Annotated in this window: 25 protein-coding genes; 15 read left to right on the top strand and 10 right to left on the bottom strand. The window is 62.1% G+C overall.

All coding sequences use genetic code 11. The features are described from left to right. Positions 1 to 334: 334 nt before the first annotated feature. The 3 genes from O3306_RS13820 to tldD all read right to left on the bottom strand — a co-directional run bounded on the left by O3306_RS13820 (position 335) and on the right by tldD (position 2,686). Positions 335 to 520, bottom strand: coding sequence for a hypothetical protein (locus O3306_RS13820; protein ID WP_442970005.1), 186 nt, complete (start codon positions 518 to 520; stop codon positions 335 to 337). Positions 521 to 527: 7 nt separating this feature from the next. Further along, positions 528 to 986, bottom strand: a complete 459-nt coding sequence (locus O3306_RS13815) for a DNA-processing protein DprA (protein ID WP_442970004.1) — start codon at positions 984 to 986, stop codon at positions 528 to 530. A 278-nt stretch (positions 987 to 1,264) separates the two neighbouring features. Next, entirely contained in the window at positions 1,265 to 2,686 is a 1,422-nt protein-coding gene (tldD, locus tag O3306_RS13810; RefSeq protein WP_272008316.1) for a metalloprotease TldD, read from the bottom strand. 189 nt (positions 2,687 to 2,875) lie between these two features. Between tldD and coxB the strand changes: the two genes are divergently transcribed. From coxB to O3306_RS13760, 10 genes are all read left to right on the top strand, one after another. Continuing rightward, positions 2,876 to 3,751: a cytochrome c oxidase subunit II gene (coxB, locus tag O3306_RS13805; protein ID WP_272008314.1), complete on the top strand. Its 876-nt coding sequence runs from the start codon at positions 2,876 to 2,878 to the stop codon at positions 3,749 to 3,751. Between the two features lie 147 nt (positions 3,752 to 3,898). Then, positions 3,899 to 4,843, top strand: coding sequence for a heme o synthase (cyoE, locus tag O3306_RS13800; protein ID WP_272008311.1), 945 nt, complete (start codon positions 3,899 to 3,901; stop codon positions 4,841 to 4,843). Further along, on the top strand, positions 4,840 to 5,004 hold the full coding sequence (locus O3306_RS13795; protein ID WP_272008295.1) for a hypothetical protein: 165 nt from the start codon (positions 4,840 to 4,842) through the stop codon (positions 5,002 to 5,004). The genes cyoE and O3306_RS13795 overlap by 4 nt, the downstream gene beginning before the upstream one ends. Then, complete coding sequence (locus O3306_RS13790) at positions 5,001 to 5,585, top strand: cytochrome c oxidase assembly protein (RefSeq protein WP_272008293.1); 585 nt, start codon at positions 5,001 to 5,003, stop codon at positions 5,583 to 5,585. Before O3306_RS13795 ends, O3306_RS13790 begins: the two co-directional genes overlap by 4 nt. A gap of 23 nt (positions 5,586 to 5,608) precedes the next feature. Continuing rightward, positions 5,609 to 6,421, top strand: a complete 813-nt coding sequence (locus tag O3306_RS13785; RefSeq protein WP_272008292.1) for a cytochrome c oxidase subunit 3 — start codon at positions 5,609 to 5,611, stop codon at positions 6,419 to 6,421. A gap of 88 nt (positions 6,422 to 6,509) precedes the next feature. Then, a complete protein-coding gene (locus O3306_RS13780; RefSeq protein ID WP_442970003.1) occupies positions 6,510 to 7,208 on the top strand; it encodes an SURF1 family protein in 699 nt (232 codons plus the stop codon). After that, positions 7,205 to 8,590 carry a threonine synthase gene (gene thrC, locus O3306_RS13775; protein ID WP_272008289.1) on the top strand — a complete coding sequence of 462 codons (1,386 nt, stop codon included), beginning with the start codon at positions 7,205 to 7,207 and terminating at the stop codon, positions 8,588 to 8,590. Before O3306_RS13780 ends, thrC begins: the two co-directional genes overlap by 4 nt. A 112-nt stretch (positions 8,591 to 8,702) precedes the next feature. After that, positions 8,703 to 9,965 carry a M16 family metallopeptidase gene (locus O3306_RS13770; protein ID WP_272008385.1) on the top strand — a complete coding sequence of 421 codons (1,263 nt, stop codon included), beginning with the start codon at positions 8,703 to 8,705 and terminating at the stop codon, positions 9,963 to 9,965. Then, the gene (locus O3306_RS13765) at positions 9,965 to 10,549 is read left to right on the top strand and encodes a GNAT family N-acetyltransferase (RefSeq protein ID WP_272008287.1); all 585 of its coding nucleotides are present in this window, start codon (positions 9,965 to 9,967) and stop codon (positions 10,547 to 10,549) included. Before O3306_RS13770 ends, O3306_RS13765 begins: the two co-directional genes overlap by 1 nt. Positions 10,550 to 10,753: 204 nt before the next feature. Continuing rightward, entirely contained in the window at positions 10,754 to 12,175 is a 1,422-nt protein-coding gene (locus tag O3306_RS13760; protein WP_272008285.1) for an FAD-binding oxidoreductase, read from the top strand. A 51-nt stretch (positions 12,176 to 12,226) separates the two neighbouring features. On the opposite strand, the gene O3306_RS13755 is transcribed toward O3306_RS13760, so the two are convergent. Then, positions 12,227 to 13,249: an extracellular solute-binding protein gene (locus O3306_RS13755; protein WP_272008283.1), complete on the bottom strand. Its 1,023-nt coding sequence runs from the start codon at positions 13,247 to 13,249 to the stop codon at positions 12,227 to 12,229. A 232-nt stretch (positions 13,250 to 13,481) separates the two neighbouring features. Here O3306_RS13755 and O3306_RS13750 point away from each other — a divergent pair, with 232 nt between their 5' ends. Then, entirely contained in the window at positions 13,482 to 15,365 is a 1,884-nt protein-coding gene (locus O3306_RS13750; protein ID WP_272008281.1) for an acyl-CoA synthetase, read from the top strand. Between the two features lie 21 nt (positions 15,366 to 15,386). Then, complete coding sequence (locus O3306_RS13745) at positions 15,387 to 15,740, top strand: cupin domain-containing protein (protein WP_272008279.1); 354 nt, start codon at positions 15,387 to 15,389, stop codon at positions 15,738 to 15,740. Positions 15,741 to 15,842: 102 nt separating this feature from the next. Here the strand turns inward: O3306_RS13745 and O3306_RS13740 are convergent, their stop codons facing one another. From O3306_RS13740 to O3306_RS13730, 3 genes are all read right to left on the bottom strand, one after another. Beyond that, positions 15,843 to 17,393 (bottom strand): 2-isopropylmalate synthase, encoded by a 1,551-nt coding sequence (locus O3306_RS13740; protein ID WP_272008383.1) that lies wholly within the window; start codon positions 17,391 to 17,393, stop codon positions 15,843 to 15,845. Between the two features lie 142 nt (positions 17,394 to 17,535). Continuing rightward, positions 17,536 to 17,694 carry a hypothetical protein gene (locus tag O3306_RS13735; RefSeq protein ID WP_272008277.1) on the bottom strand — a complete coding sequence of 53 codons (159 nt, stop codon included), beginning with the start codon at positions 17,692 to 17,694 and terminating at the stop codon, positions 17,536 to 17,538. Positions 17,695 to 17,868: 174 nt separating this feature from the next. Next, positions 17,869 to 19,347, bottom strand: a complete 1,479-nt coding sequence (locus O3306_RS13730; protein WP_272008275.1) for an MORN repeat-containing protein — start codon at positions 19,345 to 19,347, stop codon at positions 17,869 to 17,871. A gap of 177 nt (positions 19,348 to 19,524) precedes the next feature. Between O3306_RS13730 and O3306_RS13725 the strand changes: the two genes are divergently transcribed. Further along, positions 19,525 to 21,192 (top strand): NAD+ synthase, encoded by a 1,668-nt coding sequence (locus O3306_RS13725; protein ID WP_272008273.1) that lies wholly within the window; start codon positions 19,525 to 19,527, stop codon positions 21,190 to 21,192. 30 nt (positions 21,193 to 21,222) lie between these two features. On the opposite strand, the gene O3306_RS13720 is transcribed toward O3306_RS13725, so the two are convergent. Both O3306_RS13720 and O3306_RS13715 read right to left on the bottom strand, forming a co-directional pair. Next, on the bottom strand, positions 21,223 to 21,618 hold the full coding sequence (locus O3306_RS13720) for a metallopeptidase family protein (protein WP_272008381.1): 396 nt from the start codon (positions 21,616 to 21,618) through the stop codon (positions 21,223 to 21,225). A gap of 65 nt (positions 21,619 to 21,683) precedes the next feature. Then, positions 21,684 to 22,589, bottom strand: a complete 906-nt coding sequence (locus O3306_RS13715; protein ID WP_272008271.1) for an MBL fold metallo-hydrolase — start codon at positions 22,587 to 22,589, stop codon at positions 21,684 to 21,686. A 263-nt stretch (positions 22,590 to 22,852) separates the two neighbouring features. On the opposite strand from O3306_RS13715, the gene gltX reads away from it, so the two are divergent. Both gltX and O3306_RS13705 read left to right on the top strand, forming a co-directional pair. Beyond that, on the top strand, positions 22,853 to 24,178 hold the full coding sequence (gltX, locus tag O3306_RS13710; RefSeq protein WP_272008269.1) for a glutamate--tRNA ligase: 1,326 nt from the start codon (positions 22,853 to 22,855) through the stop codon (positions 24,176 to 24,178). 95 nt (positions 24,179 to 24,273) lie between these two features. Beyond that, positions 24,274 to 25,665 (top strand): MATE family efflux transporter, encoded by a 1,392-nt coding sequence (locus O3306_RS13705; protein WP_272008267.1) that lies wholly within the window; start codon positions 24,274 to 24,276, stop codon positions 25,663 to 25,665. Here O3306_RS13705 and O3306_RS13700 read toward each other — a convergent pair. After that, complete coding sequence (locus O3306_RS13700) at positions 25,639 to 26,211, bottom strand: gamma-glutamylcyclotransferase family protein (protein WP_272008265.1); 573 nt, start codon at positions 26,209 to 26,211, stop codon at positions 25,639 to 25,641. The two genes, O3306_RS13705 and O3306_RS13700, sit on opposite strands and share 27 nt — an antisense overlap. Between the last annotated feature and the right edge of the window lie 40 nt (positions 26,212 to 26,251).

Here is a 26,251-nt window from a genome sequence, read left to right as displayed (position 1 = left end):
CAAATTGTCAATGCAGCCGATTTGTCGCGCCATGCAGCGTTGCGCGCACGCTCTGCCCGTTGCTTGTGCCGTTGCCAAAGCAGCCGGGTATGCCTTGCCGGGGCCGTTTGGACAGATCGAGACGGCGCAAGTTGGCGTTGCGCGGTAGGCATCATGGGCTCCGACATGCCGTTTTCTGGCGTCTTTCTCGTCAGTATTCACCAAAGGCGCTGCTGTGGCGCAGCGCGCTTCAATGCCAAAACCGCACCGTTTTAAATGTGCCACACGGCTCGCCATGCTGGGCCGGTTGGTGTGGTGCTGCGCGGCGACCGCGTATGACATGGACGAGTGATGATCAGCCGACGCGCGACAGCAGTCCGCCGGGCTGGCGGCGAATGTGTCCCTCGATTTCCAGATCGACCAGCACGGGGGCGACGTTGCGGGCCGGTGCGCCGATGTCGCGGATCAGTTGATCTTCGGCCAATGGCGACGGTCCTAGCCGGTCGAGGATCACGCTGTGCAGATCGGCGGTTTCGCGCAAGCTGCGTCTATCGGGTGGTGGGTCCGACCCGCATGAGGCGCTTTCGGCATCGGTGCTTTGCCCTGCGCAGTGGGGGTGTCCCCCGCAGCAGACTGGGCAGTGCCGGGTCGGCGTCGGGTTCCTCGGGCAGCGCCTCGATCACGTCGGCGGCGTTGCGCGCGCCTACAATTGCGACCATGGGGCGCGTCAGTACTGCGCTATTTCCCACGGCCCAAAGCATCGGTGGCGCATCGTGGATACGGCGCAGCATGTCGGGATAGTCGGGATCGGTGATGAATATCTGTCGCGCACCGGTCGCGCGTCCAGCAGCCAGTTCGGCGTGCACTACCCCCAACGGGCAGAGTTTGTAATCTTCAACTCCGGCAGCGCGGGCGACGTCGGGCAGCGCGTCCAGCGCTGCCTGTGCTGTGCCATGCTCGGCAAGAAGCCGGTAGAAGGTCGCGATGCCGACACGGCGCGAACGCAATAGGCGAAGCCACGATACCCGATCATCTTCCGTGGTGGGTGGGAGTGGGGGGTGAGTGGAAGGATGTATATCCTCGGTCATTGCAGCTCCGCCTGATTGCAGAATCAGGTTTACCGCGCCCACGGTTAACGCTCGGTAAACCCAGATGCGCTTTCACCTCAATCGGTGAAAGCGTCAGGCTGTCGTAAGGCGTCGCCGCTACCAGTCAAATCCGGCAGGTGCACTATAGAGTCGACATCGCTCTGCGTTATCGAGGGCGGGCCGCGAAGCTGGCCAACTCATGCCGCCGAGCCACCCACGGTCAGACCGCCGATCATCACTGTCGGTTGGCCCACACCGACGGGCACCCATTGGCCCTGTTTGCCGCAATTGCCCATGCCCGGATCAAGGGCCATGTCGTTGCCCAAGGCCCTGATCTGCTTGAGCGCTGTCGCGCCATCGCCGATCAGCGTCGCCCCCTTGACTGGCGCGCCGATCACTCCGTTCTGCACGCGGTAGGCTTCGGTGCATGAAAACACGAATTTGCCATTGGTGATATCCACCTGCCCGCCGCCGAATCCCACGGCGTAGATCCCATCGCGCAAATCGGCCACGATGTCTTCGGGCGCGGCATCGCCGCCCAGCATGTAGGTGTTGGTCATGCGTGGCATTGGCGCGTGGGCATAGGATTCTCGACGGCCATTCCCGGTGGGGGCCACGCCCATCAGCCTGGCGTTCTGCCGATCCTGCATGAAACCCACCAGAATTCCGTCCTCGATCAGGGTATTCCGGCCCGAGGGCGTGCCCTCGTCATCGAAGCTGATGCTGCCGCGCCGATCGGGTAGCGTCCCGTCATCAAGCACGGTCACGCCCGGCGCTGCGATGCGCTGGCCCATCAGCCCGGCAAAGGCCGAACTGCCCTTGCGATTGAAATCCCCCTCCAGCCCGTGCCCGATCGCCTCGTGCAGCAAGATGCCGGGCCAGCCGGGGCCCAGCACGACATCCATCACGCCGGCGGGGGCGGGCACCGCCTCCAGGTTCACCAGTGCGATGCGCAGCGCCTCGCGGGCCTTGGCCTGCCAATCCTGCGGCGCGATGAGTCCGTCCAGCCCAACCCGTCCGCCGCCGCCCGATGTGCCCTGCTCGCGACGGCCATCCTGTTCGACGATGACCGAAACGTTTACCCGTGTGAGCGGGCGCACATCGCGCAAATGCGTGCCTTCGGGGCGCAGGATCTCGACCTCCTGTAATTCTGCAGTGATCACGGCCGTGACCTGCACCACCCGCGGATCGAGATCGCGCGCAAAGGCGTCGATCTCGCGCAGCACCTCGACCTTGACCGGGAAGCTGGCCCCGGCAATCGGATCGGCATCTGTATAGAGACGGGTATTCGTGGCGACTGGCCCCACGTCGAGCGTGCCGCCGCCCGCGCCCACGGCCAGTTGGGCAGTTTCGACGGCGCGCGCCAGCGCGGATTCGGAAATATCGGTGCTGTGGGCGTAGCCTGCTGCTTCGCCGCGCACGGCCCGCAGGCCGAACCCTTCACTGGCGTCATAGCTGGCGGTGCGCACCCGGCCATCGTCGAAAACCAGCGTCTCGGAACGCTTGCGTTCGAGAAACAGCTCTCCGTCATCGGCGCCAGATGTGGCGGTGCGCAAATGATTCAGCGCGGTGGCCGCATCGAGATGGGTGTCAAATGGTCGAAATAGGGCGTCTTGCATGCGTGTTTTCCTCGCCTGGTGGCGCATAAATTTGATCGAAGTCAAAAAAGCGTCCGTTTGCCGCATTCGTCTTTCTTGTCTGTCCCGGAAGAATATGGTTTTAACGGGCGGTGAAACAACGGGATTCCGCCAATGCGGCGGACACCTGCCGCAAAACGCGATAAACGCTTCAACCGATCAAGGTGTATCATGCGATATTTTTCGAACATGCTGGCTGCGACAGCCGCCCTGACCGCCACGCCAGCACTGGCGCAAGAAAACCTTGAGATCATCGGCAGGCCGACCGATGGCGCCCTGGGCTTCCAACCTGCCGCGACCGAGCTGGCACGGGATCTGCACTGGCTCGACGGTATGGTGCTGGTGATAATCTCGGCGATCAGCCTTTTTGTGGTCGTATTGCTGATCTATGCGATCCTGCGCTTTAACCGCCGTGCCAACCCGAACCCGGCGAAGTTCACCCACAATTCGCCGATCGAAGTGGCCTGGACGATCATCCCGATCGTGATTCTTGTCTTTATCGGTGCGTTCTCGCTGCCGGTGCTGTTCAAGCAACAGGAAATCCCCGAAGGCGAGGTCAACATCAAGGTGACCGGTTACCAATGGTACTGGGGCTATGAATACACCGACCATGATTTCGGTTTCGAAAGCTTCCTGATCGGTGACGGCAAAGTGCTGAACGACGAGGTTGTGGCAGAATTGGAAGCGGCCGGATACAGCCGGGATGAATTCCTGCTCGCCACCGACACCGCCGTTGTCGTGCCGGTGAACAAGGTTGTGGTGATGCATTTGACCGGCGCGGACGTGATCCACAGCTGGACCATCCCGGCCTTTGGCGTGAAGCAGGATGCGGTGCCCGGACGTCTGGCGCGGCTGTGGTTCAAGGCTGAGAAGGAAGGCGTCTATTTCGGCCAGTGCTCCGAGCTCTGCGGCAAGGACCACGCCTATATGCCGATCACCGTCAAGGTCGTGAGCCAGGAAGCCTATGATGAATGGCTGGCGGGCGCGATTGAAGAGTATGCCGGTACACCTACACAGCAAGGCTTTGACGTCGCCAACGCCGAGTGATGCGCGACGGTCAAGCTGAACTGAAGCCCGGCCTACCTTCTGCGTCGATCGATTGACCAACCCGTTGGCCGGGTACTTGCCCGGCCACGTGATACAGGAATTCGTAGGTTGGGCTCCGGCCCAGACCACAGTTTGGAAAGCACAGACATGAGCGACGCAAGCCTTCATGCCAGCGAGACCGGGACCGGCGATGCCGGTTTCCGCGACTATTTCGCGCTTCTCAAACCTCGGGTGATGAGCCTTGTGGTCTTTACCGCGCTGGTGGGTCTGCTGGCCGCACCGGGCAGCGTGCATCCTATTGTGGGTTTTGCCGCGATCCTGTTCATCGCCGTGGGCGGGGGGGCCTCGGGCGCGCTGAACATGTGGTGGGATGCCGATATCGACCGCATCATGAAGAGAACGCAGGGGCGCCCCATTCCGATGGGCAAGATCACCGAAGGCGAAGCATACGCCTTTGGCATCGCGCTGGCAGGGTTCTCGGTGGTCATGCTGGGGCTGGCCACGAACCTGTTTGCGGGCGCGTTGCTGGCCTTTACCATCTTCTTTTACGTCGTCGTCTACTCGATGTGGTTGAAACGCTCGACCCCGCAGAACATCGTGATCGGTGGCGCGGCGGGGGCGTTCCCACCAATGATCGGCTGGGCGGCGGTGACGGGCGACGTGTCGCTCGAATCCATCCTGATGTTCGCGCTGATCTTCATGTGGACGCCGCCGCATTTCTGGGCGCTCGCGCTTTTCATGAAATCCGACTACCACAAGGCCGATGTGCCGATGTTGACCGTGACGCATGGGCGCCGGGCGACCCGCACCCATATTCTGGTCTATACCGTGTTGCTGGCCCCGCTGGCCATCGGCATCGGCTTCACCTCGATCGGCGGGCCGTTCTATCTGGCGGTGGCCGTGGTGCTGAATGCTCTGTTCCTCAAGGGGGCCTGGGATATCTGGCGCCGCGATGAGGCCGTGGCCGAGGCTGACAGCTACCGCATCGAGAAAAAAGTGTTTCGCCTGTCGCTGATCTACCTCTTTGCGCATTTCGCCGCGATCTGGGCGCAGACCATGCTCAACGAAGCCGGGCTAGGGGGCTGGGGATGAGCTTTAGGGAGCCACATGAACTGCACAAGCGCCGGTTCAGCCGCAATCTGGGCCTCGGTCTGGTTCTGGCAGGATTCGTGGCACTGGTCTTTGGATTGACCATCGCCAAGGTGAGCGACGACGATTTCTCGGTGCCCGCCGAGGTGGGAGGGGCGCAATGATACCGCGCGATCCAAAGACCCGGACATTGGTGCAACTGGTTGGTGTCGTCGTGGTTATGGGCGCGCTGGCCTGGGCGTCGGTGCCGTTCTACAACTGGTTTTGCCGGGTGACCGGTTTCGGTGGCATTCCGGGCGTGGCGCAAGCCGGCTCCCAGACTGTTCTCGACCGGACGATCAAGATCCGCTTTGATGCCAGCAAGGAACGCGGCATGCCGTGGGACTTCAAGCCCGTCGTGCGCGAGATGGAACTGCGCATCGGTGAGACCGGCTTGGCCTTCTACGAGGCGTACAACCCGACCGACCGACCGGTTGCGGGGCAGGCGGCCTATAACGTGACCCCCTACGAGGCTGGCGGCTTCTTCGACAAGATCGACTGCTTTTGCTTTACCGAGCAGATATTGCAGCCGGGCGAGCGGGCCATGATGCCGGTCACATTTTACGTAGATCCGGCAATTGTTGACGATCGGGATGCGAAATACACGCACACGATCACTCTCTCCTACACATTCTACGAGATCGACCTGCCTGAAGCGCAGGCCGCTCTTGCACCGGATGGCAAAACAAGTACAAACCTGAACTGAGCCTCAACAGAGGGATAGAACCGATGGCACATGAAAAAAACCACGATTACCATATTCTGAACCCCTCATGGTGGCCGTTTATCGGCGCGGTGTCCGGGTTCGTCATGCTGTTTGGCGCGGTTCTTATGATCTCGCCGCAAGCTGAAACAAACCAGCCCTGGATGTTCCTGATCGGCCTTGGCGGTGTGCTTTACACCATGTACGGCTGGTGGTCGGACACGATCGCGGAGAACCAGGCGGGCGATCATACGCCGGTCGTGCGGATCGGGCTGCGCTACGGCTTCATCATGTTCATCATGTCCGAGGTCATGTTCTTCTCGGCATGGTTCTGGAGCTTTTTCAAGCATGCCATGTATCCGATGGGGCCGATGTCACCGATCAAGGATGCCGTCTGGCCGCCCGTCGGAATCGAGACTTTCGACCCATGGCACCTGCCGCTGATCAACACCCTGATCCTGCTCTGCTCGGGCGCTGCCGCCACTTGGGCGCACCATGCGCTGGTGCACGAGAACAACCGCAGCGACATGAAATGGGGGCTGATCATCGCAATCGCCCTGGGCGCCCTGTTCACCGTCTTTCAGGTCTATGAATACAGCCATGCGGCCTTTGGCTTCTCCGGCAATATCTATGGCGCGAACTTCTTCATGGCGACGGGCTTTCACGGTTTCCACGTCCTGATCGGAACTATCTTCCTGTTCATTTGCCTGTTGCGGGTGCTGCGTGGCCATTTCACCCCAGATAACCATATCGGTTTTGAAGCGGCGGCCTGGTATTGGCACTTCGTCGACGTGGTGTGGCTGTTCCTCTTTGCCGCAATCTATGTCTGGGGTGGCTGAAGCCTTTAGGCCCAGGTGAGGATATTCCAAGAAACAAGAAGATGCGGGGGGCGCGCCTTCCGCATTTTCAGTTTGAGACGAGGACATGGTGAAACGGCAAATAGCGATACCGTTGGTTTTCGGGGTGATCGGGACGGCCGTCTTGATCAGTCTTGGGATGTGGCAGGTGCAGCGGCTCGCAGAGAAAGAGGCGGGATTGGCCGAGATCGACCGCCGCATCGCGGATGCTCCGGTTTCCCTGCCTGACACGCCCACGGAATCCGATCACAAGTACCTTGCCGTGACAGCAAGCGGCGCATTTCTGACGCCGGAATTGCATGTTCTCGTTGGGGCGAAGGACCTCGGTGCGGGCTACCGGCTGATACAACCTTTCGAAACCCAAGGAAGGCGTATTCTGGTGGATCGCGGGTTTATCGACCTTGACGCCAAGGATGCCACCCGGCCGCTGGGAACCGCGCAAGTCACGGGCAATCTGCACTGGCCCGACGAGGTGGACAGCTATACGCCCGCGCCGGACTTGCAACGCGACATCTGGTTCGCGCGCGACGTGCCCGCGATGGCGGAGGCTCTGGAAACCGAGCCTGTCCTGCTGGTGGTGCGGCAGGAAACACCGCAATCTGTCAGCGGACTGACGCCGCTGCCGGTAGACAGTACGAATGTCCCGAACGATCATCTGCAATATGCCATCACCTGGTTCTCTCTGGCGCTGATCTGGGCGGGCATGACCAGCTATTTTGTATGGCGCACCGGGCGCACTGCACGGGCTGCAAAAGGTAAGACAACATGAGATATGTATCGACACGCGGGCAAGCCCCGGTTCTGAGCTTTGAAGAGGCGATGCTGACGGGGCTGGCACGCGATGGCGGGCTCTACCTGCCCGAGACGATCCCGCAGATGGCGCCCGCAGAGATCGCGGCACTGGCCGGACTGAGCTACGAAGAGGCGGCCTTTCGCGTGATGCGCCCCTATATCGGTGATGCGTTCACCGATGCAGAGTTCGAGGCGATCATCGCCCGCGCCTATGCCAATTTCTCGCATGCCGCGCGCGCACCGCTGGTGCAGTTGGGGCCCAATCATCACCTGCTGGAACTGTTCCACGGGCCGACCTTGGCGTTCAAGGATTTCGCGATGCAGCTGATCGGTCAACTGTTCGAGGCTGCTCTCAAGCGCAACGGCAAACGGGTCTGCATCGTGGGCGCCACGAGCGGTGACACCGGATCGGCCGCGATTGAGGCATTTCGCGGGCTGGACGCGGTCGATGTGTTCATTCTCTACCCGCAGGGCCGGGTCAGCGAAGTGCAGCGCCGCCAGATGTCGACACCGTCCGAGGAGAACGTACACGCGCTGGCCGTCGAGGGGCATTTCGACGATTGCCAGGCGCGCGTGAAGGACATGTTCAACGACTTCGAGTTCCGCGATGCGGTGGGGCTGGCAGGTGTGAACAGCATCAACTGGGCGAGAGTGCTGGCGCAGGTGGTCTACTATTTCACTTCAGCCGTATCGCTGGGCGCGCCGCAGCGCGAAGTGAGCTTCACCGTGCCGACGGGCAATTTTGGCGACGTTTTCGCAGGCTACATCGCCAAGCGCATGGGGCTGCCGATCAACCGTCTGGTGGTGGCGACCAACCAGAACGATATCCTGCACCGGTGCCTGTCGAGCGCCGAATACAAGCCCGATGGTGTGATCCCGTCGATCAGCCCGTCGATGGATATTCAGGTCAGTTCCAATTTCGAGCGCGCGCTGTTCGAGGCTTACGGTCGTGACGGCAGTGCAGTGGCACAGTTGATGGACGAACTGAAATCGGGAGGATTTTCCGTCAGCCAGGGCGCGCTGCAGGCGCTGCGCGAAAGCTTTGACAGCGGGCGCTGCGACGAGGATGAGACGCGCGCGGCGATCCGGCGAACCTGGGAAACCACCGGCGAACTGCTTTGCCCGCACAGTGCCGTGGGCGTGCATGTCGCCGAGGCGCATCTGGTGCCGGAGGTGCCGATGATCACGCTGGCAACGGCACATCCGGCGAAATTCCCCGCCGCGGTTGAAGAAGCTAGCGGCCAGCATCCCCCCTTGCCCTCACATATGGCAGACCTGTATGAGCGGTCGGAACGGATCACGGAGGTCGAAAACGATCTCGGGGCCATCCAGCGCATCATCAAAGCGAACCGCACATGACCACAGAGGCTGATTGGGTGGGATGCGCCCGCCCTGTAGAAACGAAGCACGCTTCTCGCGTCTCTTTCACCACCGAAAGCGCCGCGAAGCGGATCATAGAATGGACCGCGTATTGACCGTCAACCTCACGACCCTGCCCAACGGCTTCCGCATAGTCACTGAAAATATGCCGGGCCTGCAATCGGCAGCCATCGGCGTTTGGGTGCTGGCCGGCGCCCGTCACGAGGCCCCCGAGCAGAACGGCATTGCCCACTTCCTCGAACATATGGCCTTCAAGGGCACCAAGAGCCGTACCGCGTTGCAGATCGCCGAGGCGATCGAGGATGTGGGCGGTTACATCAATGCCTATACCAGCCGCGAGGTGACGGCCTATTATGCAAGGGTCCTGAAGGACGATGTGCCGCTGGCGCTGGATGTGGTGGCGGACTTTCTGCGCAACGCTGTTTTTGATCCTGCTGAGATCGAAATCGAGCGCGGCGTGATCTTGCAGGAGATCGGGCAGGCACTGGATACGCCCGACGATATCATTTTTGACTGGCTTCAGGAAAAGGCCTACCCGGATCATCCCCTGGGCCGCACCATTCTGGGGGCCGAGGGCCGTGTGCGCAGCTTTTCGCGCGATGATCTGACGCGGTTTGTCGATCAGCATTACCGGCCCGGCCAGATGATCCTGTCGGCGGCAGGTGCCGTCGATCATGATGCTCTGGTGCGCAGCGCGCAGGCGCTCTTTGGCGACATGGCGCCCGGTGATGCACCTGCTGCCGCTATCGCGCACTTCGCAGGCGGCGAAAGCCGGACCATCAAGGCGCTGGAGCAGGCGCATTTCGCGATGGCCTTCGAGAGCCCCGATTACGGCGATCCGCGCATTCACGCGGCACAGATCTATGCCACCGCCCTGGGGGGCAGCATGTCGAGCCGCCTGTTTCAGGAAGTTCGCGAAAAGCGCGGCCTGTGCTATACGATCTACACGCAGGCCGGGGCCTATTCGGACACTGGCATGATGACTGTCTATGCCGGGACATCGGCCGATCAGATGGCGGGCCTTGCCGAGATTACCATCGACGAGATGAAGCGCGCGGCAGATGATATGCGCGCGGATGAGGTCGAACGCGCCCGCGCGCAGATGAAGGCAGGTTTGCTGATGGGGCTGGAAAGCCCCAGCAACCGGGCCGAACGGTTGGCGCGTATGCTGCAGATTTGGGGACGGATCCCGCCTCTGGAGGAAGTGGTGGAGCGGATCGATGCGGTCACGTTGGGTGATGTGCGCAGCCTGGCGGAAGAGATCGCCTCCCGCGCTCCGGTCGCGATGGCGCTCTACGGTCCAGTCGAGAGCGCGCCGACTCTGGAGGCATTGCAGGAAAGGCGCGCCGCGTGATGTTTCTGCCGCGTCGCAAGGTCCGCATCGAGACCGAGCGGCTAACGCTGCGCCCACCTGTGCTGAGCGATTTTCGCGCCTGGGCCGCGCTTCGGAGATCGAGCGCCGATTTTCTCATTCCGTGGGAGCCTGCCTGGTCCCCCGACCATCTGGCGCGCAAAGGCTTCTCCAATCGGGTCTACTGGGCGCAACGCTCGATCAGGGACGGCTCGGCGCTGCCTTTGTTTCTATTCCGGCGCGAGGATGCGACGCTGCTGGGCGCGATCACTCTGGACAATATCCGGCGTGGCCCGGCGCAGGCCGGGACGGTGGGCTACTGGATCGGTGAGGACTATGCGCGGCGTGGCCATATGCGCGAAGCGATCGAGGCGGTGACCCATTACGCGTTCGAGCGGCTCGATCTCAGCCGTCTGGAGGCTGCCTGCCTGCCGGAGAACGCCGCGTCGCGCGGGCTGCTGGAAAAATGCGGCTTCAAGTATGAAGGCGTTGCGCAAAGTTATCTGCAGATTAACGGCCGCTGGCGAACCCATGTGCTTTATGCCGCGATACGGGCGGATCGGCGCGGGCGGACCGGAACAGGCTGACGGGGACGGCCCTGCCGATATGCGGCGATCCCCCACGCTTCGGGCGGTTCTGATCCAGCGCGCGCGGGCCATCGGCCAGACTGGTTTCGTATGGCGACGGACTCTGATCGAAGTGTTACCTCTGGCCGAGGATTGCGACCGAAATTCTATACGAGGGGCGAAAACGATGCTTTTGAACGCAAGCAAGGTTTCGTAGGACAGGGGATGACATTGAATCCAGCCGATCAGACCTGCGTGGATGCGCTGGCCGCCCTGCTTCCTGCCGCAGCGATGCGCGAAGTTGCCCCGCGATATATCGAAGAGCCACGCGGACGCTGGCGGGGGCAGGCGGGCGCGGTTGTCGCCCCGGCAACTGCCGTCGAAGTATCGCAGATCCTCAAGCTCGCAACTGCGCGCCGCGTGCCAGTAGTCCCCTATTCCGGCGGGACGGGGCTGGTTTGCGGGCAGGTGAGCCCCGATGGACCGGCGCCGATCCTGCTGAGTCTGGAGCGTATGACAGCGGTGCGCGGGATTTATCCCAAAGAAAACGTGATTGTGGTCGAGGCCGGTGCGATCCTGTCGGATGTGCATGATGCGGCGGCAGAGGCGCATCGGCTCTTTCCGCTCAGCATCGCGTCGAAGGGATCGGCACGGATCGGTGGGTTGCTGTCCACCAATGCGGGCGGGGTGAATGTGCTGCGCTACGGCAATGCGCGCGACCTCTGCCTTGGGCTGGAGGCGGTTCTGCCGGATGGAAGCATCTGGCATGGGCTGAAGCGGCTGCGTAAGGACAATACCGGCTATGATCTGCGCAACCTGCTGATCGGGGCCGAAGGGACTTTGGGCGTAATCACCGCCGCCGCGCTCAAGCTGGCGCCGCGACCTGCCGGCGAGGGGACGGCGTTGATGGTGGTCGAAAGCCCGGCAGCCGCGCTCGACCTGTTGGCGCTGGCAAGGGAGCACATGGGCGAGGGGGTCAGCGCGTTCGAGTTGATTCACCGGCAAGGGCTAGAGTTTCTGGCCGAGGCGCTGCCGGATCTGCGGCAGCCCTTTCCTGTAAAGCCCGAATGGTGCGTGCTGATTGATTTGGGCCTCGCGCGTGGGCAGGACCCGGCGGCGGCGCTGGAGAGGCTGTTCGAAGAAGGAGCCGAGGCGGGCCTGGTCACCGACGGTCTGATCGCCCAATCAGAAGCGCAGCGGCAGAGCTTTTGGGAGTTGCGAGAGCAGATCCCCGAGGCGAATCGGCGTATCGGGTCGATCAGTTCACATGATATTTCGCTGCCGCTGGGGGCCGTGCCGGAATTCATCGCAAGGGGGGCGGGGGTGATCGCCGCGCAGGGTGATTTCCGCATCAACTGTTTCGGGCATCTGGGTGACGGTAATCTGCACTACAACGTCTTCCCGCAGCAGGGAGAAAGCCGCGCGATCCATGCCCATCTGAGCGATGATATCAAACGCGCCGTTCATGACCTGGTGCACGCGATGGGCGGGTCTGTCAGCGCCGAGCACGGCATCGGACGGCTGAAAGTGGATGATCTGGAGCGGTACGCCGACCCGACGAAGCTGGCGGCGATGCGGGCGATCAAGGCGGCCCTTGATCCGGTTGGCATCATGAACCCCGGCGCGGTGCTACGCGCAACGCAGTAAAATCGGTTTTTCCCGGAGCACGCAGAGTGCTCCGGGCTCGATGTATCGAGGTTACTGCCACCCGACCTGGTTGAAGATCGCCTGCGCCTTGGCCGCATTGGCGCTGAAGGCGGCCGTTGGTGTGGTCGTATCCGGGATGAAGAAGCCCAGACGCGCCGGCCCTTCGCCGAGCCCGATCCCCGGTACGGCAGGATATTCGTTATTTTGATCCGCAAAGTGCTGCTGCGCATATTCGCTGGTCAGGAATTCGAGCAACGCCTTGGCCTCGTCAGGGTTGGGCGAGGATGCGGTCATCGCCGCTGCGGTCAGGTTCAGGTGGGCGCCACGGCCAGACTGGTTCGGCCAGACCCAGCCGATGTTGTCGATGCCCGAGCTCAGACCTTCGATGTCCTTGTCGAAACCGCGCAGGAAGTAATAGTGGTTGGCCACTGCAATATCGCACTCGCCCGACACGATGGCGCGCAGCTGGTCGGTGTCGCCGCCCTGCGGCGAGCGGGCCATATTGGCGACGATGCCAGCGGCCCATTCTTGCGCTTCCTCTGCCCCGTCTGCCTCGATGATCGAGGCCAGCAGCGACTGGTTGTAGATGTTGCTGGACGAGCGGATGCAGATCCGGCCCTTCCATTCCGCGTCGGTCAGTGCCTGGTAGGTTTGTGGCGGATGCTCGACCCGGTCCTTGGCGTAGAAGATGATGCGCGCGCGCTGGCTGACGCCGAACCACAGGTCATCGGGATGGCGCAGATGCGCGGGCACGGCGTTCGTGATCACATCCGAATGCAGTGGCTGGATCACCCCGGCCTCTTCGGCGCGGCCCATGCGGCCGATATCGACGGTGATGAACACATCCGCCGGGCTGTTGTCGCCTTCGGCTGACATTCGGGCGATCAACTCGTCGGCCTTGCCTTCGATCCGGTTCACGGTGATGCCACTGACCTCGGTAAACTTTTCATAAAGCGCGTCGTCACTATCATAGTGGCGCGAGGAATAGACGTTGACCTCGGCCGCCATGGCGGTCGCGGCAAGCGCACTCAGCGACAGCGCGGCGATCGCGGTGCGGGTGGCGAAACGGAACATCAGAAGGTCCTTCCTGTAGTCTGACTGAATTTATCAGGCATTCGTCGGATTTCTGACTAAAATAGTCAAGTCAAAAAATGCTCCCTTTTCGGTTGCGGCTTTACGCCCTTATGCCGATACCGTCGGCGACAAACGTAGCGTAAAACTTGCGCATTCCAGCGCGGGCACTCATTCTGCGGGAAATATGACATCACGCGCCAGGGGAGCGGCGTGCAGTTGGGGAGGACGGGCCATGAGTTTTGCTGTGCTGCAGGATGTGCTGGATATCCAAAACGAAGTTCCATGGGAGTCACGCGAGCGGCCCGAGACGCTGATGCAGATGTTGCAGGAAACGGCCACAGCGTTCCCGGACCGGCCCGCGATCAGCTATCAACTATTTTCCGGCGCGACCGACAAGGCAGAGACGCTCAGTTGGGCGGAATATCGCGATCAGGTCTGCCAGGCCGCGAATCTGTTTCGGAGTCTTGGTGTTGGCGAGGCGGATGTGGTCGCGCTGGTGCTGCCAAACTGCATGGAAACTGCCACCGCATTGATCGGCGGGATGGTGGCGGGCATCGTGAATCCGATCAACCCGTTGCTGGAACCTGAACAGATCAGCGCGATCCTGCGCGAAACGGGCGCCAAGGTCGTGGTCACGCTCAAGGCCTTCCCCAAGACCGACATCGCGCAAAAGACCGCTTTGGCGGTCAAGGACGCGCCGAATGTAAAGACGGTGCTGGAAATCGACCTCAACCGCTATCTTTCGCCGCCAAAAAGCTGGCTGGTGCCGCTTCTGCGCCCAAAGATGCCTGTCACGCACCATGCGGATGTAAAGGATTTCGTCAAGGAAGCGGCCAAGCAAGCCCGGAGCCTGACCTTTGACGATGGCGGGAAGGATCGTGTCGGCGCCTATTTCCACACCGGCGGCACGACGGGCATGCCGAAAGTGGCGCAGCACCGATATTCGGGGATGATCTACAATGGCTGGCTTGGGGACCGGCTGCTCTTTGACGAGCACGACGTGATCATGTGTCCGCTGCCGCTGTTCCACGTGTTCGCGTGCCACGTGATCCTGATGGCAATGATCAAGTCCGGCGCGCATGTGGTTTTCCCGACGCCTGCAGGCTATCGCGGCGACGGCGTGTTCGACAATTTCTGGAAGCTCTGCGAACGCTGGAAGATCAGCTTTGTCATCACCGTGCCGACCGCCGTATCGGCGCTGATGCAGCGCAAGGTGGATGCCGATATCTCGACGGTCAAGAACGCGTTTTCCGGCTCTGCCCCGATGCCGCTGGAACTGTTCAACCGGTTCGAGAGCGCGACCGGCATGACCGTGATCGAGGGCTACGGGTTGACGGAAGCGACATGCCTGGTGTCCTGTAACCCACCCGCCGGGGCCAAGAAGGTTGGGTCAGTCGGCGTGCCGTTGCCCTATACCAACGTCAAGATATTCAAGGCAGGCGGGCAGGGTGGCGTGGAATGCGGAACTGACGAGGTCGGTGAAATCTGTATCGACAATCCGGGCGTCTATGTCGGGCACACCTATACCGAGGCGGTCAAGAATGCAGACCTCTATTATCACGACAAGTATCTGCGCACCGGCGATCTGGGCCGGATAGACGTGGACGGCTATCTGTGGATCACCGGGCGGGCCAAGGATCTGATCATTCGGGGCGGGCACAATATCGACCCGGCCGAGATTGAAGAGGCGTTGATGGGGCACCCGGCAGTGGCGATGGCGGGCGCGATCGGCCAACCCGATGCGCATGCGGGCGAGATTCCTTGCGCCTATGTCGAACTTGTGGATGGCGCCAGCGTGACCGGTGAAGAACTGCGCGAGTTCTGCAAGGAACACGTGCACGAGCGTGCCGCGCAGCCAAGATACATAGAGGTTCTGCCCGAGTTGCCGAAAACTGCCGTTGGCAAGGTGTTCAAACCCGACCTGCGCAAACGCGCTATCACCCGTATCTATAACGCCGCCCTGCAAGAGGCTGGCGTCGCGGCACAGGTGAGCGAGGTGGTCGATGACAAGAAACTCGGTCTCGTTGCGCGATTGACCAAGACGGGAGAGGTCGAAGATGCGACGGTTTCCCATGTGCTGGGGCAGTTCGTACGGCCCTGGGAATGGGCGGGGTAATCCCGCAGTCAGGAGAGCGACATGACCACTGGCCGTTTTGGCATTGATCCTAACCCAGAGATGGGACCCTCCGATATCAACGGACCCGAAGTCTTTACCACCGAGGACCACACGGAGCTGAACCACACGCATTTTGCCACCGAAGACGAAAGCGTGACGGCGGGCACATGGGAATGCGCCCCCTGCCGCGAAGTGATCGAAGCCTATCCGGTGCATGAGATGATGACCGTGGTTTCAGGGGCGATCACGCTGGGCCACAAGGACGGGAGCAGCGAGAGCTTCGGCCCCGGCGATACGTTCTACATCGCCAAGGGGCAATATGTGGACTGGGAGATCACCGAAACCCTGCGCAAAATCTACATGATCGTGGAATAGGCTGCGGGTGTTTTAGAAATTAGCGAATTTTCTTGGATCAGATTTTTCGCCGAAAAACCTTGGCCCCGGGGCACGGTTGAGTAACCCCGGGGCCAGCTTGCATCAGGTCAGGTCCTTGTAGCTGACCTCGGGCGTGTCGCCACCTGATTTGTCGCGGCGCACGCGCAGCCGGTTGAGCGCGTTGATATAGGCCAGGGCCGAGGCGACGACCGTATCGGTATCGGCCGATTGACCGGTGGCGATCAGCCCGTCCTCTTCCAGCCGCACGCTGACCGTGGCCTGTGCGTCGGTGCCCTCGGTCACGGCGTTCACCTGGTAGAGCTGCAACCGCGCGTCGTTGGGATAGATCGCGCGCACGGCCTTGAAGGTGGCGTCAACCGGGCCATCGCCATGGCAGGTGGCGGATTTCTCTTCCCCGCCCACTTCCATCTCCAGCGAAGCCTCGGCAGGGGCGGTGCCACAGATGACCTTGAGATTGATCAGCGCCAGATAATCCTCGCCTTCGCCGGTGGTGCTGACCAGCGCGAGGATGTCGTCGTCAAAGACTTCCTTCTTGCGATCGGCAAGATCCTTGAACCGGACAAAGATGTCCTTGAGCTGGTTGTCCCCGGCGTCGATCCCGAGCTCCTTGAGCTTGGCGCGCAATGCGGCCCGACCGGAGTGCTTGCCCAAGGGCATCGACGTGCCCGACAGGCCCACATCCTCTGGCCGCATGATTTCGAACGTCTCGGAGTTCTTGAGCATGCCATCCTGGTGGATGCCGCTTTCGTGGGCAAAGGCGTTCTTGCCGACGATCGCCTTGTTGAACTGCACGGCGAAACCGCTCACTGCCGCGACCCGACGTGAAAGGTTCATGATCTTGGTCGTGTCGATGCCGGTGGTGTAGGGCATGATGTCGCCGCGGACCTTCATCGCCATCACCACCTCTTCGAGTGCGGTGTTGCCGGCCCGTTCGCCCAGACCATTGATGGTGCATTCGATCTGACGCGCGCCGCCCGCGACGGCAGCGAGGCTGTTGGCAGTCGCCATGCCCAGATCGTTGTGGCAATGCGTGGCAAAGACCACATCCTCCGCGCCCGGCACTTCGGCAATCAGGCGGCGGATCAGGTCGGCGCTTTCGACAGGTGCGGTGTAGCCGACGGTATCGGGGATGTTGATCGTGCTGGCCCCTGCTTTGATCGCGATCTCGACCACTCGGCAGAGATAATCCCATTCGGTGCGCGTGGCATCCATCGGCGACCATTGGACGTTGTCGCAATAGTTGCGGGCATGCGTCACGGTCTCGTGGATGCGGTCGGCCATCTCGTCCATCGTAAGATTGGGGATGGCGCGGTGCAGCGGCGATGTGCCGATGAATGTATGGATGCGGGGGCGTTTGGCGTGTTTCACAGCCTCCCAGCAGCGGTCGATATCCTTGATTTGCGCGCGCGCAAGGCCGCAGATCACTGCGTTTTGCGCGTGCTTGGCAATCTCGCTCACCGCGTTGAAATCACCCTGAGAGGCGATGGGAAAGCCCGCCTCAATGATATCGACACCCATCTCGTCCAGAAGGCCCGCGATCTCGAGCTTTTCGGCATGGGTCATGGTGGCACCCGGCGATTGCTCACCATCGCGCAATGTCGTGTCGAAGATCACGACGCGGTCCTTGTCCATCTTTGGCGACACGTTTTCTTTCGCCTTTGGCGAAACGCGGTTCTTGTCCGTGGTATTCATATTGAGTCTCTTTATTCTGAAAATCCTAAGCCATGTGGCGCGCGCAGGCACATCCTCTGAGCGGGCGCGCCGGAGGGCACGCTCAGAGGCGGCTTAGGTCTAGCAGTAGGGCATGGGTGCGGGCACCGGTAATGCGGTCCGCGATCATCGTGATATGCCCATTGGTTTTCATGCCCGCCACCATAGGCGCGGCGAAAAAGAATGAAAAGGCCAGAATCGCGCCTTGGCTCTGGTTGATCATTTCTCAGGCCGCGCGGAGGGGCTGAAACGTGACATCGGTATCACGTCGGTATTGCATCGGTATTCGGTCGGTGCCCGTGCCTGGGGCTGGCAACTGGGTGGAATCTGCGCGCGCTATGGACCGCAGGCCAGCATTCGGTCTGGGAATACATGACCGCAGCCCGTCTCCGGGGGGTTACTCAGCTGGCGCTGCCTCTTCGGACGCAGGCTCGGTCGTTTCACCTTCCGCGGGAGGCGCGACGCCGGTGATTTCGGCTGAACCGGCCTTGAGCGCGCCTTCCAGCCATTCGCCCGTGGCCTGACCGCCGCCGGCATAGCGCATGGTGCCTTTGCCCTGGCGTTTGCCATCCTTGAATGTGCCTTCGTAGACATCGCCGTTGACGTAGGTGGCGATACCCTGACCGCTGATCTCGCCCTCGTTCCAGTCGCCTTCGTAGGTAAAGCCGTCGGGCATCACGATCTTGCCAGTGCCGTGGCGCTGGCCGTCCTTGAAACTGCCCACATAGACGGTGCCATCAGGATAGGTGGCGGTGCCTTCGCCCTGACGCTGGCCTTCGACCCAGTCACCTTCGTAACGATAGCCGTCGGCATAGGTCATGATTCCGTAGCCGTGGTTGCGGGCCGATTTGAAGCCGCCCTCGTAGACGAGGCCGTTGGGATATGTCGCACGCCCCTGACCGTCGATCACGCCATCGACCCAATCGCCCTCGTAGGTGGAACCGTCGGTATAGGTGATCTTGCCTTCTCCGTTGGCCAGATCATCGCGGAATTCGCCTTCGTAGACTGACCCATCGGGGTAGGTGACCTTGCCCAGACCCGCGATCTGGCCCGCGACCCAGCTGCCCTCGTAGACATAGCCATCGGTGCCGGTGAATTTGCCCTGACCGTGGCGCTTGTCGTCCTTGAACGTGCCTTCGTAGATGTCACCATTGGCATAGGTCACGCGGCCCGTTCCCTCGCGCCGTCCACTGACCAGCGCGCCTTCGTAGATGTCGCCGTTGGGTTGGGTCAGCTTGCCCTTGCCGTCAATCTGGCCGTCTTTCCACAGGCCCGCATAGATCAGCCCGTCGGGCATGGTCAGTGTGCCCTGACCGTGGCGCGCACCGCGCAGCACCTGGCCTTCGTAGACCGCGCCGTCAGGATAGGTGATCTTGGCGCGCCCGTCCTTGACGCCGTTTACCCATGTGCCGTCATAGACATAGCCGCCCGGGCTCTCCATCGTGCCGCGCCCGTGATGCATCGCGTTCAGGAATTCGCCTTCGTAGCGGACGCCATTGGCATAGACCGCGACGCCGCGGCCGGTAATCTTGCCCGCCTTCCAGGTGCCTTCGTAGGTGCCGCCATCGGTAAAGACGATCTTGCCGACACCGTTGGGTTTGCCCTCGGCAAACTCGCCTTCGTAGATCGACCCGTTGGGAAAGCGCGCAACGCCCTGGCCCTTGATCTCGCCATCGACCCACTGGCCGGAATATTCATAGCCGTTGGGCAGGGTATAGGTTCCGGTGCCATGTTGCAGCCCGTCCCGGAAGCTGCCCTCATAGACCCCGCCATCATCATATTGCTTGATCTGGACGTTGCCATCCTGTGCCGCTGCCAGCCCTGCCAGACACAAAGCCACGCCTAGAACAGTCCGTTTCGCCCAAGTGAATGCCATGCCCTCGCCCCGATGTCTTCAAATGTCTGCGGATGCCCAATGTCCCCGCATTCCCCTGTGCGGGTTCCAGAAATCTAGAGGACGCATGCCCGACTGACAACGGCTTTTGCTCAATTCGGCTTTCACTTGCGCGTCGTTCTGCTAAATCATCCCCCAACGCTCAGGAAAGGCAGCATCATGGCCGACCGGTTTCGCCTCACGCTCGCACAACTGAACCCCACGGTGGGCGATATCGCGGGCAATGCCGCGCTGGCACGAGACGCGTGGCGACAAGCCGCCGACGCCGGGGCAGACATGCTGGCGCTGCCCGAGATGTTCATCACCGGCTACAATACGCAGGATCTGGTGATGAAGCCGGTGTTTCACCAGGCCGCGATTGCTGCGATTCACCAACTGGCCGCGGATTGCGCCGATGGCCCGGCCATCGCCATCGGTGGCCCCGCGCTGAATGGTGCCAGCCTGCACAATGCCTATTACGTGCTCAGGCAGGGCAAGGTCACCGCGACGGTGCTCAAACATCATCTGCCCAACGAGACCGTGTTCGACGAAGTCCGCCTATATGACTCTGCCGAAGTGGGCGGCCCCTATGTGGTGGATGGCGTCCGCATCGGCAGCCCCATCTGCGAGGATGCCTGGCACGAGGATGTTGCCGAAACACTGGAGGAAACCGGCGCTGAATTTTTGCTGGTGCCAAATGGCTCGCCCTATTACCGCGACAAGATGGGCGTGCGTCAGACATTGATGGTCAGCCGCGTGATCGAGACGGGATTGCCGCTGATCTATCTCAACCTCGTGGGCGGGCAGGACGATCAGGTGTTTGACGGCGGCTCCTTCGTGCTGAACCCCGGTGGCGCGCTGGCGTTGCAGATGCCGGTATTCGAGGAATCGCTGGCGCATCTCGATCTGCGGCGCACCGCCGATGGATGGCGCGCGGAACAGGGCGATCTGGCCCATCTGCCGGATGCCTACGAGCAGGATTATCACGCAATGGTCCTCAGCCTGCGGGACTATTTCCGCAAGACCGGGTTCAAAAAGGCGCTGCTGGGCCTGTCGGGGGGGATCGATTCGGCGATTGTTGCCACCATCGCTGCCGATGCGCTGGGGCCGGAAAATGTGCGCTGCGTGATGCTGCCGTCGGAATACACGTCGCAGCATTCGCTGGATGATGCCGAGGAAGTCGCGCAGAACCTCGGCTGTCGCTATGATTTCGTCCCGATCAAGGACGGGCGGGCGGCGATCACCGAAACACTGGCGCCGCTGTTCGAAGGCACAGAACCAGACGTGACCGAAGAAAACATCCAGTCCCGCCTGCGCGGTCTGCTGCTGATGGCGCTGAGCAACAAGTTTGGCGAGATGCTGCTGACCACCGGCAACAAGTCCGAGGTCGCGGTGGGCTATGCCACGATCTATGGCGACATGGCGGGGGGCTATAATCCGATCAAGGATATGTACAAGACCCGCGTTTTCGAGACCTGTCGCTGGCGCAATGCCAATCACCGGGCATGGATGATGGGCCCGGAGGGCGAGGTGATCCCCGAGCGGGTGATCGACAAGCCACCCAGCGCCGAACTGCGCGCCGATCAGAAGGACAGTGATTCGCTGCCCGATTATCCGGTGCTGGACGGAATCTTGCAGATTCTGGTGGATGAAGATGGCAGCATCGCCGATTGCGTCGCAGCCGGCTTCGACCGGGCCGATGCGAAGAAGGTCGAGCATCTGATATATATCAGCGAATACAAACGCTTTCAGTCCGCGCCGGGGACACGCCTGAGCAAGGCAGCGTTCTGGCTCGACCGGCGTTATCCCATCGTGAACCGCTGGCGCGACGAGGGCGGCGCGGCCTAGATTTTTCGCGAAAAATCTTGGCGGATGGGGTCATTCCCACCAGCGGTCGATCGTGCTGATGTCTTCATCCGACCAGCCGAAATGATGCGCGAATTCATGCACCGTCACATGGGCGACCAGTTCGGCCAGCGTGACGCCGTCGCGCTCGTCCAGCTCGGTCAGGATCGGCCCGGCGAAGAGCCAGACCGTATCGGGGAAGGGGGCCGGGTCGGAGACGGATTTTTCCGTCATCGGGATGCCCTCGTAAAGGCCGGTCAGGCTGGCTGGATCGTCAATACCCAGATCGCGCAACATCTGTGGGGTGGGCCATGGCTCGACCCGCAGCATCACCTGATCGGCGGCAGGGCGGAAGGCCACTGGCAGCGCCGCGATGGTTTCACGGGCGATGGTCTCGATTTCGATCAGGTCTGCGGCGGAAGGGTCCATGACGCTGATATGGCGTGGCACCCGGCCAAAGGGAAGGTCGAGCGCCACGAAGCGGTGGATATTGCTCAGAGCCGCAACTGGTAGCTTTCCGGAAGGTAGCGGAACCCATCGCCGCGTGCCTCGACATAGCCGATTGCCGGGAAGGGCATGTGATAGCCGATAAAGGGGATGCGCTCCGCCGAGAGCATGTCGAGCAGGCGGCGGCGCGTGGCGGCGGCGGCGGATTTGTCCATGTCGAACTTCACCTCCCAATCGGGGTAGCCCAGCGAGAAGACATAGTGGTTGGCAAAGTCGACAGCGAGCAGCAGCGAGGCGCCTTCGCTTTCGAGCATGTAGGCCATATGGCCCGGCGTGTGTCCGAACGCCTCCACGGCTGTGATCCCCGAGGTGACGGTCTGGCCCGGCGTGATCATCGTGGTCTTCTCGGCCAGCGGGCGCATCTTGGTCTCGAACGCATCGCTCTGCATTCCGGCCCAGGCGTCAAATTCGCGCGCGCCGGTGACGTAGCGGGCATTGGGGAATGTGGCGGTTTCGTCCGTACGCAGCCCGCCAATATGGTCGCCGTGCATATGGGTGATCACCACCACGTCGATCTGGTCGGGCGTATAGCCTGCTGCCGCGAGCGCGGCGGTGATGCCCTCGGCATTGAGGCCGGTGTCAAACAGCACAAGCTCGGTGCCGGTGTTCACGATGGTTGGCGTAAAGAAAAACTGCGCCATGTCCACCGGCAGCAGCGCTGCCTCGGCGGCGGTTCGGAAAGCCGTATAATCCACGTTGAGGCCAAAGATGCTGTGCGGATCGGGGCGGGCTGCGCTGGCGGCCAGAAGCGTCGTGACTTCGAATGCGCCGAGTTTGACCCTTCGGTGCAGTGCGCCGGATGCGCCCAGCATCGGGGCGGCGGCCCCGGCGGCGCGGGCCAGCGGCAGCGCTACGGCGGCAGTCAAGAGCGTGCGGCGTGTCAGATGAGGCATGGTATCTCTCCGTTGCTGGGTTTGCGGTGAGACTAGCGCGGAACGTCGGCTGCGCATACGCTTTCACATAAATGTGTAGCCCTGATGGAACGGCGATGACCTGTTACGGGTGCGATCACTACATAGCGAAGAAAATTCGCGAATTTTCTTGGGCAAGATTTTTCGCCGAAAAATCTGGGGACGATGCGGCTGGGGGCTGGGCTGAAAACTGGACAATCGGGCGCGGCTGTGACACATCCCGCTCGACCTCAGGAGCGTCCCATATGACCACCACTCGATTTGCCCCATCGCCCACCGGCTACATTCATGTCGGCAATCTGCGTACTGCGCTGATGAACTTCATGATCGCGCGCAAGGCGGGTGGCACGTTCATCCTGCGGATTGATGACACGGACCCCGAGCGCAGCAAAGAGACTTATGTCGATGCGCTGAAGGAAGACCTGGAGTGGTTGGGCCTGACCTGGGACCGGGTCGAGCGGCAATCGCTGCGGCTGGATCGCTATGAGGCCGCGGCCGAAAAACTGCGCGAGATGGGCCGGTTCTATGAGGCGTTCGAGACGCCGACCGAATTGGACCTGAAGCGCAAGAAACAACTGAACATGGGGCGTCCGCCGGTCTATGATCGCGCGGCACTGGCGTTGAGCGAGGCCGAGAAGGACGCACTGCGCGCCGAGCGCGGGCCGGGCGTGTGGCGCTTCAAGCTAGATCAGAGCCGGATCGAATGGCGCGACGGCGTTCTGGGCGACATCAGCATTGATGCGGCATCGGTGAGCGACCCTGTGCTGATACGGGGCGACGGTCAGATCCTCTACACTTTGGCGTCGGTGGTGGATGATACCGAGATGGGCGTGACCCATGTGGTGCGCGGATCTGATCACGTGACCAACACCGCGACGCAGATTCAGATCATCGAGGCGCTGGGCGGCACGGTTCCGTCATTTGCGCATCATTCATTGCTGACCGGGCCGCAGGGCGAGTCGCTTTCCAAGCGTCTGGGCGTGCTGAGCCTGCGTGATTTGCGCGAGCAAGGGGTGGAGCCGATGGCGCTGCTGAGCCTGATGGCGCGGCTGGGGTCGGCCGACCCGGTGGAGCTGCGCAAGGATATGGCGGAACTGATCGAGGGTTTCGATCTGGACCGCTTCGGCTCATCACCGACCAAATTCGATGTGGCTGACCTCTTTCCGTTGACCGCGCATTATCTGCAATCTCTGGATTACACCGCCGTCGCGCCGACAATCGCCGCGATTGGTGTGCCGGATGATCTGGCCGAACGGTTCTGGGCGGTGACGCAGGATAACATCACGACGTTGCATGACCTCAAGGGCTGGTGGGAGCTGTTCCGCGACGGGGCGGAGCCTGACATCGCCGATGAGGATCGCGCGTTTATTGCCGAGGCGATGGCACTGCTGCCCGACGGGCCACTGGACGAGACCAGCTGGGGCACATGGACGACCGCCGTCAAGGAGCAGACCGGGCGCAAGGGGCGCGGGCTTTTCATGCCGCTGCGCAAGGCGCTGACGGGGCAGGCCCATGGGCCGGAGATGGCGCAGGTGTTGCCGCTGTTGCAGGTGATCCGCGCCCGCGGATGATGTGCGTGGGCGCAGGGTGCGCCCTATCTCAATCGCGGCTTGGCTTGTTAGCGCACATCTGATTGGTTGGCGTGCAGTCCATTGGAGGCGCGTGCGTGGCCGACACCCAAGCGAAATTCCTGAGCGGGAATCTTTTCCGCCATGTCAGCGTGATGTCCCTGACCGCGTCGGTCGGGTTGATGGCGATCTTTTTCGTCGATTTCGTCGACATGATCTTTATCGCGATGCTGGGCAAGGCCGAGCTGGCGGCAGCGGTGGGCTATGCCGGCGCGATCCTGTTTTTCACCACGTCCTTTGGCATCGGCATGGCGATTTCCGCAGGTGCGCTGGTGGCGCGTGCGCTGGGGGCCGGAGAGCGCGCATTGGCCAAGGACCGCGCCACCAATGCGCTGATCTACGGGGTGGTTTTCGGCGCGGTGTTCGCGGGCGTTGTCTGGCTCTGGCTGGCCGAGCTTGTGACGCTGCTGGGGGCCACGGGGGAGACGGCGGCGCTGGCGGTGCATTACCTGCAGATCATCGTGCCGAGCCTGCCCTTGCTGATCATCGGCATGGTCGGGGGGGCGATCCTGCGGGCGCATGGCGATGCGCGCCGCGCGATGTATGCGACGCTCTATGGTGGTACGCTCAACGCGGTCCTCGACCCGATCCTGATATTCGGCCTTGATCTGGAACTGACCGGCGCGGCACTGGCATCGGTCGCGGCACGGGTGGCGATCGCGGCCACATCGTTGCTGCCGATCCTGAAACATTACGGCGGGTTCACCCGGCCCACGGCGCGGGGCCTTGCGCGGGATTTTCCGCCGGTTCTGGCCATCGCGGGGCCCGCGATCCTGACCCAGCTGGCCACGCCCATCGGGCAAGCCTACGTGACCCGTGCGATGGCCGATTTCGGCGAGCTGGCGGTGGCGGGCATGGCCATCGTCGGGCGGTTGACGCCGCTGGCCTTCGGCGTGATCTTTGCCATGTCGGGCGCTGTCGGGCCGATCATCGGGCAGAATTACGGGGCCGGAAACAACGACCGCGTGCATGGCGGGTTCAATGCCGGGCTGGTCTTTACCGCGCTTGTGGTGGGTACGGTGTCGGTGGTGCTGTTCGTGTTGCGCGCGCCGATTGCGGATTTGTTCACCGCAACGGACCTGACGCGCGATCTGGTCTACCTGTTCTGCGGGCCGCTGGCGCTGTTGTTCTTCTTCAACGGCATGCTGTTCGTGTCGAACGCTGCGTTCAACAACCTTGGCCGTCCGTTCTATTCCACCTGGATGAATTGGGGGCGGCATACATTGGGCACGGTGCCGCTGGTGATGCTGGGGGCGGCATTGTTCGGCGCGCCGGGCGTTCTGATCGGGCAGGCGCTGGGCGGGGTGATCTTTGGTCTGCTGGCCTTTCTGCTGGCGCGCCGGGTCATGGCCCAGAACGCGCCACCGGATGGCATCGAGCCGTTTCAGCGACAGGCGCGGTTGCTACAGCTCTTTAACCTGCGCCGATAGCGCGACGAGCGCGTCATCGACAAAGGCCCGCTCTTCGGCGTTGAGCGTGCAGTGGCGTGGATAGATCGGTGCGGCGCGGTCATTGAGCACGGGCGCGTTCCAGCCGTCGGTGGTGTCGAAGAACCGTTGCGCCCCGTCTTGTCCGTATTCGCGCAAATACCCCTGCACCACCACGTCGATATAGCTGAGCAGAACCGGATGGGCGTCCGTGGGGCGGCCATGTTTGCCCTCGGGGATCGTGTAGAGGGCGATCTGCGGCCTGTGCGACAGTGGATGGCGGACCTGATCTGTCGCGTGGATGCGGTCATAGGCCCCTTCTCGCACGTCGAGGGCCTGCCAATCATCGCCGGGCACGCCTGCGATCAGCCCGTCGATCACGCAATCGGGGTCCGGGACCACGGTGAGATAGGCGACCGGGCGCAGGTCGGTGTGACGCCAGACACGCCGCCAGCCTGTCAATGTGGCGGGCTGCGGGTCTGCATATCCATGCGTAGCGCGGTTCACCAGGCTGCCGTAACCAAAGAAATAGGCGTCATGCGGGGTCATTTGCCTGCCGTCCTTTTGATTTGGGTCAATGGCACGGCTT

Source organism: Roseovarius sp. ZX-A-9, from assembly GCF_028369135.1.
Taxonomy (GTDB): Bacteria; Pseudomonadota; Alphaproteobacteria; order Rhodobacterales; family Rhodobacteraceae; genus Roseovarius.
The sequence above is the reverse complement of the archived record's forward strand: the minus strand, read 5'-3'. Positions and strand labels throughout refer to the sequence as shown.